This window comes from Nonomuraea sp. KM88 (assembly GCF_052245635.1).
Taxonomy (GTDB): Bacteria; Actinomycetota; Actinomycetes; order Streptosporangiales; family Streptosporangiaceae; genus Nonomuraea.
Genome location: NZ_JBQQCC010000011.1, coordinates 271114 through 285767, shown reverse-complemented (window position 1 = coordinate 285767; position 14654 = coordinate 271114). Strand labels below are relative to the sequence as shown.

Below are 14654 nucleotides of genomic sequence, written 5' to 3'. Positions count from 1 at the left end.
GGCTGTGGACGGCGTGGCGCGGACCGTACCCTGGTGACATGCCGGAACTTCCCGAAGTGGAGTCACTCACCCACTTCCTGCGCGAGCGGGCGGTGGGCCGCACGATCGTGGGGGTCGACGTGGTCGGCTTCCAGGCACTCAAGACCTTCGACCCGCCCGCCACGGCGCTCGGCGGGCTGAGCATCACCGGCGTGGCGAGGCACGGCAAGTTCCTCGACCTCGACTGCGACGGCCTGCACCTGGTCATCCACCTGGCCAGGGCGGGATGGCTGCGCTGGCGCGACGACCTGTCGGGCGCCAAGCCCGTCCGCCCCGGCAAGGGGCCGCTCGCGTTGCGGGTCCGGCTCGCGCCCGACGACGAGGGGGCTGCGCCCGGCTTTGAGCTGACGGAGGCGGGCACACAGAAGCGGCTCGCCGTCTATGTCACGCGCGATCCGGGCGAGGTCCCCGGCATCGCCGCACTCGGCCCCGACCCCCTCGACCCGTCCTTCACGGTCGCCGCGCTCAAGCGCATCGTGGGCGGCAACCGCACGCAGATCAAGGGGCTGCTGCGCGACCAGAAGATCATCGCGGGCATCGGCAACGCCTATTCCGACGAGGTGCTGCACGCGGCCAGGATGTCCCCGTTCAAGATCGCGGCGACACTCACGGACGCGCAGATCGCCGACCTGCACGAGGCCATCGTCACCACGCTCGGCGAAGCGGTCGAGCGGGCGCACGGGCTGGCCGCGAAGGACCTCAAGGCGGAGAAGAAGTCGGGGCTGCGGGTGCACAACCGCGCGGGGCAGCCGTGCGACGTCTGCGGCGACACGATCCGCGAGGTGTCGTTCGCGGACTCGGCGCTGCAGTATTGCCCCACCTGCCAGACCGGCGGCAAGCCCCTCGCCGACCGGAGGTTGTCCCGTTTGTTGAAATAATCCATCTTTTACGGCACAGCCGGCGTCACCGCACGCGCCGACGCCGGCCGCCGTCTGTCATGGCCGGTCGTGAAGGCTCACGGGTTGCTCGCCGTGACGAGCGCCTCCTTGACCGTGTTCCGTGGTTCCCGCGCCTGCTTGGCCGTGTCCTGTGGGTTCTTCCGGCAGCCCGGCTACCAGGACGTCGGTTGTCCTGGGGGGCCGCCTGGTGAGCAGGGCCGTCGCCGCGACGGCGCTGGCCAGGAGCGCGGCCGCCAGCGGGACCGCCAGGGCCGTGCGGAAGGCGGTCATCCCGGCCTCCTGCGTGGTCGCGCCGCCGAGTGCGGCCACGTTGACCGCCGTGACCATCGACACGCCCAGCGCGGCGCCGAACTGGAACGACGAGTTGATCAGCCCTCCGGCCAGCCCTTGCTCGCGGGCCGCGATCCCGTCCGTGGCGGTGATCATGAGCGGGCCGTAGGCGAAGGCGAACATCAGGGCGATCAGCACCATCGACGGCACCATCGCGGCGTAGGTCCAGTCCAGCCCGGCGCCCAGGAAGAGCACGTAGGCCAGCAGGCCCGACAGCAGGCCGCCGAGGATGACCTTGGCGCTGCCGTACCGGTTGACCAGCCACGGGGTGAGCGTCGGCGCGATCACGACGTCGGCGGCGGCCGCCAGCAGGGCGAGCCCGGTCTGCATGGGTGACCAGCCGCGCAACTCCTGCAGGTAGAGCGTGACCAGGAACTGGAAGCCGAAGAAGGAGGCCGTGAGCAGGACGGCCATCACGTTGGCGCGGACCAGCGCCGCCGACCTGAAGATGCCGAGGCGGACCAGAGGGTGCGGTGAGCGGCGTTCGACGGTCACGAACGCCGCCAGCAGTCCCAAGGCCGCGGCGAAGACCGCGAGCGTCAGCGGCAGGCCCTCGGACGGGTGCTCAAGGCGTACCACTCCATAGACCAGCAACATCATCGTGCCCGTCACGCTCGCCGCGCCCGCCAGGTCGAAACCGCCGGCCGGGCGCTCCTCCGCCGGCGCCCTCTCGATCAGCAGGCTCGCGGCGATCAGGACCACCAGCGACATCAGCACCGGGGCGAAGAAGACCCAGCGCCAGCCGAACGTGGTGAGCACCCCGCCGAACACCAGGCCGAGTGCGAAGCCGGCGGCGCCGGTGCTGCCGTAGATGATCAGAGCGCGGTTGCGGTCGCGACCCTCGGGGAAGCTCGTGGTGATCAGCGACAGCCCCGCGGGCGTCATGAAGCCGGCGGCCACTCCGGTGACGAACCTCGCCAACAACAACACCCAGCCGTCGTTCGCCACTCCGCCGAGCCCGGAGAAGGCCATGAACACCCCCAGCCAGAGCAGGAACATGCGCCGCCGGCCCAGCAGGTCGGCGGCCCGGCCGCCGAGCAGCACGAAGCCGCCGTAGCCCAGGACGTAGGCGCTCACCACCCCGCTGAGCATGCTCGTGGGCACGCCGAGATCGGCCCGGATGGCGGGGAGGGCGACGTTCAGCATGGCGACGTCGATGCCTTCGAGAAAGATGGCCCCGCAAAGAACGATCAGTACGCCCCACGTACGAGCAGGGACAGGCATGACAACCCCCGGTTACGGAAAATTATGTTAGTTCCTTGTTGTAACCGTCCACATCATCGGCCATCATGAGACTTCATGGAAGAAGGCACTTCTGCGTCACTCGGTTACTCCGCAGGCACCATGGACGACGACTACGACGCGCGCCAGTGGGACACCCGTGAGGACTGCGAGGTGCGCCAGATCCTCGATCGCATCGCCGACAAGTGGTCACTCCTCGTCATCGCCCTGCTCGACTGCGAGAGCCTGCGTTTCACCCAGCTCCGCCGTGAGATCGACGGCGTCAGCCAGCGCATGCTGAGCGTCACGCTGCGCCAGCTCGAACGCGACGGCCTGGTCAGCCGCACGGTCCACCCCGTCGTCCCGCCCAGGGTCGACTACGCGCTGACGCCGCTCGGCCGTACGCTGCACGAGACCATCAAGTCCCTGGTCACCTGGACCGAGGCCCACCAGGAGGAGATCGCCCGCGCCCGCGCCGCGTACGACGCCCGCGTTCAGGGCCCGACTTCGTGAGGCGGGCTCGGTCGTCGGGCGCCGTCGCCTTCCCCCGTCGCTCCTCCTCCAGGCGACGGCACTCCCCCCCGCCGCCGGGAGATGATGGGGTCTTGACATCTCCCGGCCCTGAAGGACCGGGATTCCAGCCGTCGCCGACTGGCCTTCCTGCTTCACCGCCGGTCGCCCGCCCGGGAAAGGAACTCTCGTTGAGGTCTTACACCAGCTCCACAGGCGTTTCACCTCTCCGCAAGCCCTGCGGCGAGGGTGCTTCTGATCGTTCGTCCGGTGGCTTGGTTATCGCCACCGTCGAACACACTACCGAACCGTGCGGTGTTTTGACGCCGGTTCGCCGCCAGGCGAACCGGCTACCCCTGTCCTGCTCCGCAGGAGTCCGATTCCTCCCCCGCCTGAATGAAGGCGGGGGCTTCCTCGGAGGTATCTGATGACCGTTCCTGAGATCGAGCCGGGCGGCATCCCGGCAGACGCCTACCTTCTCGACGTCCGCGAGCAGGACGAATGGCGGGCGGGCCATGCCCGTGAGGCGGTGCACATTCCGATGACCCAGATCCAGAGCCGGGTCGAGGAGGTGCCGAGCGACCGGACGGTCTACGTCGTCTGCCGGGTGGGCGGCCGGTCGCTGCAGGTGGCGGCCTGGCTCAACCAGCTCGGGCGCGACGCGGTCAACGTCGGGGGCGGCATGCAGTCGTGGGAGGCGGCCGGGCGTCCGCTGGTCAGCGAGACCGGGGAGCAACCCTTCGTGGCCTGAGCCGGACGCCCCGCCGCCGCGCACCATAGGCGCTCGGGAGCAGACCAGAAGGGCTACCCATGGCACTCCATGTGCCGGAGCGTTCTCGGCTGATGGGCCGCATGTGCTGTGAGGCCGGGCGGTTGAGGCACCCCGGGCACACATGACAAACGCGACCCCTGGTGATCGTTGGGTTTCTACGCCAGCCGATCAGGAACAGGGGCCGCGTTCGCGTGCCATCATCCCGGTCAACGTGCTCACCCGCCACCTGGAGCACGTCACCCTCGCCGGCCCACCGACCGACCTGCCGGTCCTGACCGAGGCGCTGGACACCATCCCCCGATCCGCGCAGCCGTCGAGGAGGCCGCTGCCGACTCGGCCCGCTGCTGGCGTGATCCCTACTCGCCGTGGACGTGAGGAACGCCGCACTCTCAAGGTCGTCACGGTCACGGGGGGACTGCGTTTCCGCACGCCGGGCAGGCGATACCGGTCGAACGCCAGGTCAGGGACGGCACGACAGGAAAGTGGCGGACCGTGACCGTCTGTCCGCGACGCCACCCGCGGCCTCGCCGTTCCTTGCCTCACATGACCAAGAAACCGGACAAACATCCACTACGCCGGGGTCTGGCCCTGAAGTGGACTCTCTGCGCATAAGGCGTGGAATCCGGGCTATTTACGGCGCTGAAACGGGTCTGAAGACTGGGCTCGCCTCAAAGAGATCTCAGGGAAAGGACTTGTGATGAGAGTGGAGCGTAAGGTCGCGCTGGCTGTCACGGCGGCCACGACGGTCGCCGTTCTTTTCGCCGGGGGAACACCCGCTGCCGCAGACTCCTTCGGCAAGTGTAGTGCTGGTTGGGTTTGCTTGTACGAGAACGAGGACTTCAACCAGGATAAGGGTGCGGACGGTGATCACTGGCGCAACTTCAAGAAGAGCAAGCCCGACCTCAGGAAGTACAATTGGCTGGACTATTACGGCGATGATAGTGGTGACGGGATGGACAACGAGACCAGCTCGATCAAAGTCAGAAAAGGGTGGTGCTGGGTTGAGCTTTATCAGGACGTTGGATACGGCGGAGCGATGAGCGTGTTCGGGCGGGAGCTGGGCCAGCCTGATGATGGCAAGTTGAAAAACAATGAGATCGGCGACAATCGGGCGAGCGCGTTTAAGATTGTTAACTGCTGAATCTCGCTGCTTATGGGGATCAAGCGAGCGTCGGCACGACGAACGAGTGCGCAAGGAAAGAATTCCTCTTTCTTGGCAGGGGCGGTCGTAACGCTGGTCGGCGTCGGGGTCGCCGCCTGTGTGGGCGCTGCCCAGAAGCCAGGCACACCGCCGTTCCGGGCGGCCTTCGCGCTGCCCTTCGATGCCTACCGGCTCAATGATGAAGACCTTGTTACGGTCACCGCCGCACGGACCAGGCTCAGACGGGAATGCATGGCCAAGAAGGGCTTCGTCTGGACTGGGAAACAGTCGGCTGCGGATGCCCACCCGCTCCTCACCGAAAACGCCCGCCGCTACGGCCTTGCCGACTCAGAAGCCGCCCGGCGCTACGGTTACCACGTCCCTGACACGCCGCAAGAAGCACAGGCCCAGGCGGAGGAGGCAGCATGGGCCGCCCGTGCGAGCAAGGCCGAGCAGTCCGCCCTGCTCGGCCCGGGCGGGTGCCTGGACCAGGCGGATTCTGCCCTTTGGAGAGGCGTCCGCGACCGGAACTCCGCATGGCTTGTCGACCTGGAATACGCGGCGGTCGACCAATCCGCGGCAGATCCGGCGGTGGTCATAGCCACCCGGGCATGGAGCGATTGCATGCGCGACAACGGCTTCGACTACCAGACCCCACAAGCCGCGGTGGAGGATCGGCGGTGGAACCTCAACGTACCTAAGGTCTCACCGGCGGAACAGGCCGTGGCCGCCGCTGACGTACGCTGCAAGCAAAAGACCGATCTTGTAGCCGCTCGCGCCGCAGCGGAATGGCGAATTCAGACGAAGATGATCGAACAGCATGCCAAGCGGTTCGAGGCCCTGCGGAAGGCGAATCAGAGTTACCTCGGCAACGCACGACACACCCTTGACCGGCGAGCGGACAGCGAAGCACGGTGAAGGCGTCAATACTTCCGGCAGGAAGCCACGTACCCCGGGTCAGGTCGGGTCGCCCGAGGGGGTTCCCCCTCGGGCGCCTTCGCCAGGGGCCTGCCGACCGTCGCGGTCATGACCCTGTGGGCGAGAACCTCGGGGCGGCTGGCTCCGTACGAGTTGCGGATGACGTCGTCGTTCTGTACGGCTACGCCCGCTGGGAGTGGTGCTGCCATGGCGGGCGCAGCCGCCACCACGGAGCCGGCCACCCGGGTCATGTCCCCCGGGCTGGCCGAACTCGGAGGGATGAGGCATCATGGGGCCCGCGGAACTTGGACATTCCGGCTCCGCACGTACAAATCAATCCGCGGGAGCTTGAGGCAATCAGGCTGAGAGGGCGACTACGGCTGTCGCCGACCGCATGAACCTGTCCGGGTAATGCCGGCGTAGGGAGTGTGCGATGTCGCACGTCGCCGACGAAGTTCCGCTGACTCTCGACGGTCAGCCCCCCAAGACTCTGGGCGTGCTCGATCAGGGCGCGCTCTGGGCCAACCTCGGTGTCAGCCTCCTCGGCTTCTCAGGGGCGCTGCTCCTGCTCAACCCGACCGGCGACGCGCCGCTGAGCCTGGCCGCCGCGCTGGTGGCGACGGTGGTCGGCAGCCTGATCGGAACGGCCATGGTGGGCCTGTCCGCCATCCCCGGCACCCGCACAGGCCAGCCCGCGATGGTGCTGCTGCGCGGCCTGTTCGGGGCCAGGATCTCCTACGCGCCCACGGTGCTGAACATCGTGCAGATGCTCGGATGGGGCGCTTTCGAGCTGTGGGTGATCGCCAAGGCCGCCACCGCGATCTTCGACGGGGTGGCGTACCCCGTGTGGGTGGTTCTGGCGGGCGTGCTGACCACCGCGCTCACGATCTGGCCGCTCGGCGCGATCCGCCTGCTGCGGCGGTACGTCACCGTCGGCGTGATCGTGTCGATGATCTGGTTCACCTGGTACTTCCTGTCCGAGGCGCCCGCCCCCGCCGGCGGGTCGTGGACCGGGTTCGCTCCGGCCGTCGACTACGTGATCGCGCTGTCGGTGTCCTGGGTGCCGCTGGCCGCCGACTTCGCCCGGCACTCCCGCTCCGGGCGCGCCGCGTTCACCGGGATCGTCGGCGGCTACACGGTGGCCCAGGTGGCCTGCCTCGGGCTCGGCGTCTACGCCGTGGCCATCGCCGGCGCCGCCGCCGTGAACGCCGACAACACGGCCGTGTTCGACCCGTTCGTGGCCGCGCCGCTCGGAGCGGTGTTCTTCGGCATCCTGGTGTTGCGCGAGACCGACCAGTCGTTCGCGAACGTCTAGTCCACCACCATGTCGCTGCAGAACCTGATGCCGCGCGTCGACCGGCGGGTCATCTCGACCGCCATCGGCGTGTTCACGGTCGTGATCGCCCTGGTCGTCGACGTCACCTCGTACGGCGCGTTCCTGGGCGTGATCGGGGCGGTGTTCGTGCCGATGTTCGCGGTGCTGGCCGTCGACTATTTCGGGTTCGGCCGCTCCGACCGCTGGAACACCGACGAGGACGCCCCCTCGCGCTGGTCGATGCTGGTGCCGTGGGCGCTCGGCTTCGCCGCCTACTGGCTCACCACCTCGACGCCCACCATCGCGGCGTGGGACGGGTTCTGGGCGTCGGCCCGCGACGCCATCGGCTTCACCAGGCAACCGTGGATGAACGGCGCGCTCGGCGCGGCGGTGGTGGCGGCCCTCGTGACCGCGCTCATCGGCGTGTTGCGGAGGCGCGCTGTTCGACGTTGAGCAGGTGCTGCTTGGCGCTCGCGCCACCCGCGTAGTCTCCGAGCGCGCCGTCCTCGCGCACCACCCGGTGGCAGGGCACGATCACGCAGACGGGATTGGAGGCCAGCGCGTTGCCGATCGCGCGCAGCGCGCGCGGCCTGCCGATGCTCTGGCCGATCTCCTCCAGCGTTGTGGTCGTGCCGTAGGGGACCGCCGTGGTCTTCTGCAGCACCGACCGGGCGAACGTGGTGGCCAGCGCCCAGTCGACCGGCGTGGCGAACGCGCGCAGCCGGCCGGAGAAATAGGCATCCAGCTCTCTGCGCACCGGGTCGAGCCGCCGCGCGTCGTTGCCGATGAACGTGCCCACATGCCGGCTGACCAGCTCGAAGACGTCGTTTTCCGCCTCGAAGCTGCAGGCCGCGATGCCCTTGCCCGTCACGGCCAGCACCAGCCTGCCCACGGCGCCGTCGTAGGTGCCGAACGCGATGTCGGGCGGCGTCTCGCCGCGGTAGGTGCTGGAGGTCACCCGCAACAGGGCATCGAGATCACCGCTCGCCATTCGCCCTCACCCTCCACACCCGCCGAGATCGCCGTGACCGCAGCGTATCGGACGGATCGCCCGACGCACCTACCAAGCCACGTGCACTATGGAGGTGTGGGGGACGAATGGGCCGGTAGTGACGACGAGATCGCACGCGCGGTGCTCGCCGGTTCGCCCAACGCCGTGGTGGTGCTCGACCGTGACCAGAGCGTGCTGGTCTGGAACGAGGCCGCCGAGCGGTTGTTCGGGTGGCCGGCCGAGGACCTGCTCGGGCGGCGGGCGCCGATCGTGCCGGGCGAGCTGACCGCCGAGCTCAACGCCGTGCTGGAGCGCGTACGCACGGGCGAGTCCGTGTCGTTGCGCACCAAACGCCTGCGCAAGGACGGCGTCCCCCTCGACCTCCGGGTGGACATCAGCGCGCTGCGCCTGGGCAACGCCGTGGCCGGATACATCTGCGTGCACCATCCGGCGCGGGCCGACGAGCTGGCCAGGCACCGCATGGCGCGCAGGGAACGTCTCGTGCGCCGGTTGACGGACGTCGTCGGCGACATCAACTCCGAGCTGGAATTGTCGGCCGTGCTCGACCGGATCTCGGCCAGCCTCACGGAGCTCACCGGCGCGGACGCGGGCGGGTTCGTGCTGATCGAGGGCGACCGGTTGCGGCTGGTCAGCACCTACCAGTTGCCCGAGGCGATCAGGGGCACCACCACCGACCTGCGTACGAGCCTGGTGGACAAGCTGTTACGCACCGGCAAGACCGTCATGCTGGAGACGAACGGGCTCGAAGAGCTGGTGTGGGCGCGGCTGGACGGCCTGCACACGATCACTCTGGGCCTGGCCGCCGTCGGCGGGCGCCCGTACGGAGCCCTCTACGCGCTCTTCGCCCGGCGTGTCCCCGGGCATCTCGAACTGGAACTGCTGGAGCTGCTCGCCGGGCATGCGGGCATCGCGGTGGGCAACGCGGTCGCCTACCAGGAGGCGGTGCGGCAGCGGGCACACGAGCGGGCCGTCTTCGACGCCAGTGCCGACGGCATCGCCGTGCTCGACGGGGCGGGCCGCGTGGTCCGCTGGAACCCGGCCGCCGCCGTGCTGACCGCGTTCTCGGCCGACGACGTCATCGGCGGGCCGCCGCCGTTCCCGCTGCCCGAGCCGGGGGAGAAGGTCACGTTCCAGCTGGAGACGGGCCGCTGGCTGGACGTGGTGAGCGCGCGGATCGAGGAGACCGGCGAGGTGGTCATCGACTTCCGCGACGTGACCGCGGCCAAGGAGCTCGAGGAGGCCAAGGACCTGTTCCTGGCCACGACCAGCCATGAGCTGCGCACTCCGATCACGATCGTGCGGGGGTTCGCCAGCACGCTGGACTCGCGCTGGGACAAGCTGAGCGACCCCGAGCGCCGTTCGGCCGTGCACACGATCGCCGAGCGGTCCAGGTCGCTCGGCCAGCTCATGGACCACCTGCTGCTGGGCTCCAGGGCGGGGGCGGACGAGCTCAAGGTCCGGATCGAGGAGTTCGACCTGGCCGAGCGGATCCGGGCCGCCACGCTCGGGCTCCCCGTGCTGTCGGACAGGCACCGGGTCGAGGTGAGGCTCCCCGACGAACTGCCGAACGTGCTGGGCGACGCGCTGGCCACGGACATCGTTCTGGGGCAGTTGCTGGAGAACGCCTTCAAGTACTCGCCCAAGGGCGGGTTGATCGCCGTGGAGGCCTGGCCCGAGGCCGGCAACGTCGTCGTGGTGGTCGACGATGAGGGCGTCGGAATCGCCCCGCCTGACCGGGAGCGGATCTTTGAGCGCTTCGTCCAGGTGGACAGCGGCGACCGGAGAAGGTTTGGTGGAGTAGGGCTCGGGCTCTACATCGTCCGCAGCCTCGCGAGGGCACAAGGGGGTGACGTGAGCGCCCATCCGAGACCGGGAGGTGGCACCCGCATGCGGCTGGTTCTGCCCTATCGGATCCGACACACCGATGCGGTAACGAGGCGGTCACAGTTGCGCTGATCTATCGTCCAATGTGTACAAGCTGTGATCGAGATGCGGTTTCTGGAGTCGGCTAACGGGGCATTTCGGTCGTACCGGGGAGTGTTCCCGTGGGGGGCACAGGGAACGGGGAGGTGGGTGTGTCAAGCGTGGTGCTGCTGCCGTACGCGCCGTCCAGCGTCGCCGTCGCCCGCCAGCGTCTGAGCACTGACCTGCAGGACGGCGGGGTTTTCTCCGCGGCGATCGACGACGCCGTGCTAGTGGTGAGCGAGCTGCTGAGCAACGCGTTGCGGCACGCGCATCCGCTTCCTTCGGGCATGGTGCGGGTCGCCTGGCTGCGCAACGACGACCACATCGAGGTGGCGGTGAGCGACGGAGGAGCGGCGACGGAGCCACGCGCCGGCCGCCCGACCCTGTCCTCGCTCGGGGGCCGGGGGCTCGGCATCGTCGAATATGTGGCGGAAAGCTGGGGCGTCCGGCACGAGGGCGAGACGACGACGGTGTGGGCGATCCTGCCCGCTCCGCACGGCAACGGCTCGGTGAACGGGCAGGTGGCGACGCTCAGAGAGGCCGGCTAGCGAGCACGGCCCGCTCGCTCACGGCCCACGCCGTGGAGACGAGCAGATAGATCCCGGCCGCCAGCGGCAGCACGAGCGCGGCGAGCACGGAGCCGTACGGGAGCAGCGGCATGATCTTCTTTATCAGCTCCGGCTGCTCTTCGGTGATCTTGATCTGCCTCGCGGAGAACCACGCCACCGCTGCGACCAGTACGATGACCAAGAAGAAGACCAAAACCGGGGTGCTGACCAGACCGTAATTAGCGATCATGCCCGCCACCTGCTGCCCCAGCGGAGCCCCGAAGAGGTCATGCCCGGCCAGCGCGGTCGGATGCGTGGCCACCCGGTACATCAGCCACATGAACGGCAGCTGCGCCAGCATCGGCATGATTCCGGCGAACGGCGAGCTGCCCTCCTTGGCGTAGAGGGCGGAGACCTCCTTGGCCAGCCGCTCGGGATTGCGCTGGTGGCGCTTCTGCAGCGCGCGCAGCCTGGGCGCCAGCCTCTCCTTGATCTTGGCGGTGCGGGCCTGGCGCACGTTGAGCGGCAGCAGCAGAAGGCGTACGGCCAGCGTGAAGAGCACGACGCCGAGCGCGGCATGGCCCCCGGACACGGTGATGACGAACGTGACAAGAGAATCGATCATGAGCCCTGTTTCTGCGTGAGAGAGGAAGGGCTCACCCGGCCTGTGCCTGAGGAGCCCCGCTTGGAAGGAAGCGGGGCATGCCTAGGGCGCGCGCGGACGCGGGCGGCCGGCCGCGTCCGGGTCGCGCAGGCGCTGGAACGCCGTGCGCCGCGCGTAGGTCAGCGGGAAGCGTCGTGGCTCGCCGCCGAAGGCGGGCAGCAACGTGGCCGCCCATGTGACCAGCAGCAGGACCGCCACCAGGGTGATCCCCGCCAGCCACGGGTCGAACAGGAGCTGCGTCACCGGCTCAGTGCGACCGTGACGACTTGCCCATCACCGTGACCACGACGAAGACGAGCAGAGCGACCACGCCGATGATCAGGGCGACCTTGAGCAGCCCCAGCACCATCGGCAGGAGGAAGTTGAACAACACGAAGAGACCCAGCAGGGTCCCGAGAACGAGCATCACGACTCTACCCATGAGGCCACCGTACGTCCTCGTGGCATGATCCGCGACGCTTACGAAGTAATGACGTCCTTGCCACCTTCGCGAAGCCGGGCCGTACCGTGAAGTGGTGAACACCCGCATCCTGGTCGTGGACGACGATCCGACCGTCTCGGAGGTCGTTGCCCGCTATCTGGAGCGCGACGGGCACGAGGTCGAATGCGTGGGCGACGGCGTCGAGGCGCTGCGCAGGGCGCTGGCCCACCCGCCGGACCTGATGGTGCTCGACCTGATGTTGCCGAAGCTCGACGGGCTTCAGGTGTGCAGGAAGCTCAGGGAACGCTGGCCCGTACCCGTGATCATGCTGACCGCGCTCGGCGAGGAGATCGACCGGGTGGCCGGGCTCGAGACCGGGGCCGACGACTACGTGACCAAGCCGTTCAGCCCGCGCGAACTGGCGCTGCGCGTCCAGTCGGTGCTGCGCCGCGCCCGCGGCGCCTCCGTCACGGGCGGCACCGGCGTGCTCCGCGACGGGGGCCTGGTGGTGGACGTGGGCGCGCACGAGGTGCACCTGGAGGGTGGGGAGGTGCTGCTGACGGCGCGGGAGTTCGACCTGCTGGCCCACCTCATGCGCAACCCCCGCCAGGCGTTCAGCAGGTCCGCGCTGCTCAACCAGGTGTGGGGATGGTCGTTCGGCGACTCGTCCACCGTGACCGTGCACGTGCGGCGGCTGCGCGAGAAGATCGAGCCCGACCCCACCAGGCCGCGCAGGATCGTGACGGTGTGGGGGGTCGGCTACCGGTACGAACCTCTGGAAGACGGGCCCTGATGCCTCGGACGGCCGCTCTGACGCAGCCGGCGGTGGCCGTCGGCGACCTGGCCGTGGTCGTCGCCGTGACCGCCGGGCTCGGGCTGCTGATCGCGTTTGCGGGCGTGGCGGTGATGTGGCGGCTGCGCACCCGGTCGATCGGCGTGATGCTGGCCGTGGTCGTTGTCGTCGCCGTGGCGGCCACGCTGGCGGGCGTCGTGGCGATCATCATGAAGATGATCATCGCGGGGGCGGTCAAGGACTTCGTGCTGAGCGTGGTGACCGTGGGCGGGCTCGTGGGGCTCGGGGTCGCGTTCGTGCTGGCCAAGCGGGTGGTCGGGGAGAGCAGGCGGCTGGTGGCCGCCGTGCTCCATCCGCCCTTCGTGGCGCCCGAGGGGCTGCCCGCCGAGCTCCAGACGATCGCCAACACCCTGGAGGAGGCGCACGCGCGCGAGCGGGCACTCGAAGGGGCGCGGCGGGAGCTGGTGGCCTGGGTGAGTCACGACCTTCGCACGCCGCTGGCCGGGATGCGGGCCATGGCCGAGGCGCTGGAGGACGGCGTGGTCTCCGACCCCGAGACGGTCGCGCGCTACCACGGGCAGATCAAGCAGGAGGTGGAGCGGCTCTCCGTGATGGTGGACGACCTGTTCGAGCTGTCACGCATCCATGCGGGCGCCCTGCGGCTGTCGCGGGCCAGGATCGGGCTGGCCGACCTCGTCGCCGACACCCTGGCAGGGGCCGAGCCGCTGGCCCGCGCGAAGGGCGTGGTGCTCACCGCCGAGGCGGCGTCGGTCGTGCCCGTGGAGGCCGATGCGGGGGCGCTGGGGCGGGCCCTGGGCAACCTGGTGGTCAACGCCATCCGGCACACGCCGTCTGACCAGACCGTGGTGCTGCGGGCCCGCGTGGACGACACGGGCATGGCATGCCTGTCGGTGACCGACTGCTGTGGGGGGATCCCCGAGGAGGATCTGCCCCGGTTGTTCGAGGTGGCCTTCCGAGGGGAGGCCGCACGCACCCCTACGGCCGACGGCGGGGCGGGGCTCGGGCTGGCCATCGCGCAGGGGATCGTGGAGGCGCACGACGGAAGGATCGAGGTGGTCAACGACGGGCCGGGGTGCCGGTTCGAGATCCGGCTTCCCCTGGTCGCCGGCTGATCCCTCGGGTGCTCAGGCGCTCTCCGGAAGGTCGACGTCGGAGCGGGGCAGGCCGAATGACTCCGACATCGCCCGGAAGGTCGGGCAAGGCCAGCGCCACATGCAGCTCCTGCACCGCAGGATCGGGTGGGCCGTGTCACTCGTGATGCCCCCCGCGTCCCTCGGCTGGTGGAGGTCGAGCAGCCTGAGCCCGAGCTCGGAGAACCTGAGCAGGTCGGCGCGCGCGCCGGCGAGGAAGTCGAGGTCCTCGATCGCGAGCCGGGTGCGGATGGGGACATAGCCTTCGTGGTTCACCAGGCCGCGGAGGCGTCCTGCTTCGTCATCCCATGAGGTGGCCTTCTCTGTGCGGATGAGGATGGTCTCCAGCCGTTCGCGGAGCCCCTGACGCTGAGGATCTTCAGGATTGTCTGCGTTCATCGATCCGGGGGCCCGCCGGACGTGCCCCAGCCCCTCCTTCGCCATGACGCGGTTGCCAGTTCCGATGTCACGCTGTCAAGCTTCGCGTACTCTCCGTTTCCATGGAGCACAAACGGAGGACAAAAACCTGTGGTCGCCCTATCGGCGTGACAACGTGACCGGAAGCCTCCGCGCCGCTAGCCTGCCCATGTGGAGCTCAAGGTCTCGACTCGATCACAGGCCGGGTGCGCGCTCGTCGCCATCACCGGAGAAATCGACCTGTACACGGCGCCCCACCTGCAGTCCGAGTTCACTCGGCTCCTGCAGGAAGGGCCTAGCCGGGTGGTCATCGACATGTCCGCCGTGGATTTCTGCGACTCCACGGGGATGAACGTGCTGCTCTCGGCACTCAAGCGCATGAAAGAGCAGGGAGGGGCGCTCGACGTGGCCGCGCCGCGTCCCGCCGTACGCAAGATCCTGCAGGTCACGGGGCTCGACTCGGTGTTCACCGTGTACGACGAGGTGCCGCAGGAGTTTCTCATAGCCGAGGGATCATGACGGAAGCCGCGCGTGCGGA

At 68.9% G+C, this 14654-nt stretch carries 18 protein-coding genes and 1 riboswitch; of the genes, 12 read left to right on the top strand and 6 right to left on the bottom strand.

Annotated elements, in window-relative coordinates; all coding sequences use genetic code 11:
- Window positions 1–38 precede the first annotated feature (38 nt).
- Complete coding sequence (locus tag ACTWPV_RS30460) at window positions 39–917, top strand: Fpg/Nei family DNA glycosylase (protein WP_347645935.1); 879 nt, start codon at window positions 39–41, stop codon at window positions 915–917.
- Between the two features lie 57 nt (window positions 918–974).
- Here ACTWPV_RS30460 and ACTWPV_RS30455 read toward each other — a convergent pair whose 3' ends face one another.
- Window positions 975–2492: an MFS transporter gene (locus ACTWPV_RS30455; protein WP_443154413.1), complete on the bottom strand. Its 1518-nt coding sequence runs from the start codon at window positions 2490–2492 to the stop codon at window positions 975–977.
- A gap of 75 nt (window positions 2493–2567) precedes the next feature.
- On the opposite strand from ACTWPV_RS30455, the gene ACTWPV_RS30450 reads away from it, so the two are divergent.
- The 6 genes from ACTWPV_RS30450 to ACTWPV_RS30425 all read left to right on the top strand — a co-directional run bounded on the left by ACTWPV_RS30450 (window position 2568) and on the right by ACTWPV_RS30425 (window position 7598).
- Window positions 2568–3002, top strand: a complete 435-nt coding sequence (locus ACTWPV_RS30450; protein ID WP_347645937.1) for a winged helix-turn-helix transcriptional regulator — start codon at window positions 2568–2570, stop codon at window positions 3000–3002.
- A 424-nt stretch (window positions 3003–3426) separates the two neighbouring features.
- Window positions 3427–3750, top strand: coding sequence for a rhodanese-like domain-containing protein (locus ACTWPV_RS30445; protein ID WP_443154412.1), 324 nt, complete (start codon window positions 3427–3429; stop codon window positions 3748–3750).
- 718 nt (window positions 3751–4468) lie between these two features.
- Entirely contained in the window at window positions 4469–4912 is a 444-nt protein-coding gene (locus ACTWPV_RS30440; RefSeq protein WP_443154411.1) for a peptidase inhibitor family I36 protein, read from the top strand.
- A gap of 72 nt (window positions 4913–4984) precedes the next feature.
- The gene (locus tag ACTWPV_RS30435) at window positions 4985–5830 is read left to right on the top strand and encodes a hypothetical protein (protein ID WP_443154410.1); all 846 of its coding nucleotides are present in this window, start codon (window positions 4985–4987) and stop codon (window positions 5828–5830) included.
- Window positions 5831–6160: 330 nt separating this feature from the next.
- A riboswitch (TPP riboswitch) is annotated at window positions 6161–6273 on the top strand.
- Window positions 6264–7145, top strand: coding sequence for a cytosine permease (locus ACTWPV_RS30430; protein WP_443154409.1), 882 nt, complete (start codon window positions 6264–6266; stop codon window positions 7143–7145). It overlaps the preceding riboswitch by 10 nt.
- Window positions 7146–7154: 9 nt before the next feature.
- Window positions 7155–7598 carry a hypothetical protein gene (locus tag ACTWPV_RS30425; RefSeq protein WP_443154408.1) on the top strand — a complete coding sequence of 148 codons (444 nt, stop codon included), beginning with the start codon at window positions 7155–7157 and terminating at the stop codon, window positions 7596–7598.
- Here ACTWPV_RS30425 and ACTWPV_RS30420 read toward each other — a convergent pair.
- Complete coding sequence (locus tag ACTWPV_RS30420; RefSeq protein WP_347645942.1) at window positions 7561–8136, bottom strand: methylated-DNA--[protein]-cysteine S-methyltransferase; 576 nt, start codon at window positions 8134–8136, stop codon at window positions 7561–7563. The genes ACTWPV_RS30425 and ACTWPV_RS30420 overlap by 38 nt on opposite strands.
- Before the next feature lie 96 nt (window positions 8137–8232).
- Here ACTWPV_RS30420 and ACTWPV_RS30415 point away from each other — a divergent pair, with 96 nt between their 5' ends.
- Together ACTWPV_RS30415 and ACTWPV_RS30410 are read left to right on the top strand one after the other, a co-directional pair.
- Complete coding sequence (locus tag ACTWPV_RS30415) at window positions 8233–10113, top strand: ATP-binding protein (protein ID WP_443154407.1); 1881 nt, start codon at window positions 8233–8235, stop codon at window positions 10111–10113.
- Window positions 10114–10226: 113 nt separating this feature from the next.
- Complete coding sequence (locus tag ACTWPV_RS30410; RefSeq protein WP_443154406.1) at window positions 10227–10670, top strand: ATP-binding protein; 444 nt, start codon at window positions 10227–10229, stop codon at window positions 10668–10670.
- Here the strand turns inward: ACTWPV_RS30410 and ACTWPV_RS30405 are convergent.
- The 3 genes from ACTWPV_RS30405 to ACTWPV_RS30395 all read right to left on the bottom strand — a co-directional run bounded on the left by ACTWPV_RS30405 (window position 10654) and on the right by ACTWPV_RS30395 (window position 11755).
- Window positions 10654–11295 (bottom strand): YidC/Oxa1 family membrane protein insertase, encoded by a 642-nt coding sequence (locus ACTWPV_RS30405; RefSeq protein WP_443154405.1) that lies wholly within the window; start codon window positions 11293–11295, stop codon window positions 10654–10656. The genes ACTWPV_RS30410 and ACTWPV_RS30405 overlap by 17 nt on opposite strands.
- A gap of 81 nt (window positions 11296–11376) precedes the next feature.
- On the bottom strand, window positions 11377–11577 hold the full coding sequence (locus ACTWPV_RS30400; RefSeq protein ID WP_132505839.1) for a DUF6412 domain-containing protein: 201 nt from the start codon (window positions 11575–11577) through the stop codon (window positions 11377–11379).
- Window positions 11578–11581: 4 nt separating this feature from the next.
- Window positions 11582–11755, bottom strand: coding sequence for a hypothetical protein (locus ACTWPV_RS30395; RefSeq protein WP_161714338.1), 174 nt, complete (start codon window positions 11753–11755; stop codon window positions 11582–11584).
- A 94-nt stretch (window positions 11756–11849) separates the two neighbouring features.
- Between ACTWPV_RS30395 and ACTWPV_RS30390 the strand changes: the two genes are divergently transcribed.
- Window positions 11850–12548 carry a response regulator transcription factor gene (locus ACTWPV_RS30390; protein ID WP_347645946.1) on the top strand — a complete coding sequence of 233 codons (699 nt, stop codon included), beginning with the start codon at window positions 11850–11852 and terminating at the stop codon, window positions 12546–12548.
- Window positions 12548–13681, top strand: coding sequence for a sensor histidine kinase (locus ACTWPV_RS30385; RefSeq protein ID WP_443154404.1), 1134 nt, complete (start codon window positions 12548–12550; stop codon window positions 13679–13681). Before ACTWPV_RS30390 ends, ACTWPV_RS30385 begins: the two co-directional genes overlap by 1 nt.
- Before the next feature lie 12 nt (window positions 13682–13693).
- On the opposite strand, the gene ACTWPV_RS30380 is transcribed toward ACTWPV_RS30385, so the two are convergent.
- On the bottom strand, window positions 13694–13975 hold the full coding sequence (locus ACTWPV_RS30380) for a hypothetical protein (RefSeq protein WP_347617572.1): 282 nt from the start codon (window positions 13973–13975) through the stop codon (window positions 13694–13696).
- Between the two features lie 312 nt (window positions 13976–14287).
- Here ACTWPV_RS30380 and ACTWPV_RS30375 point away from each other — a divergent pair, with 312 nt between their 5' ends.
- Window positions 14288–14635, top strand: coding sequence for an STAS domain-containing protein (locus tag ACTWPV_RS30375; protein WP_132328427.1), 348 nt, complete (start codon window positions 14288–14290; stop codon window positions 14633–14635).
- The last annotated feature ends 19 nt before the right edge of the window (window positions 14636–14654 follow it).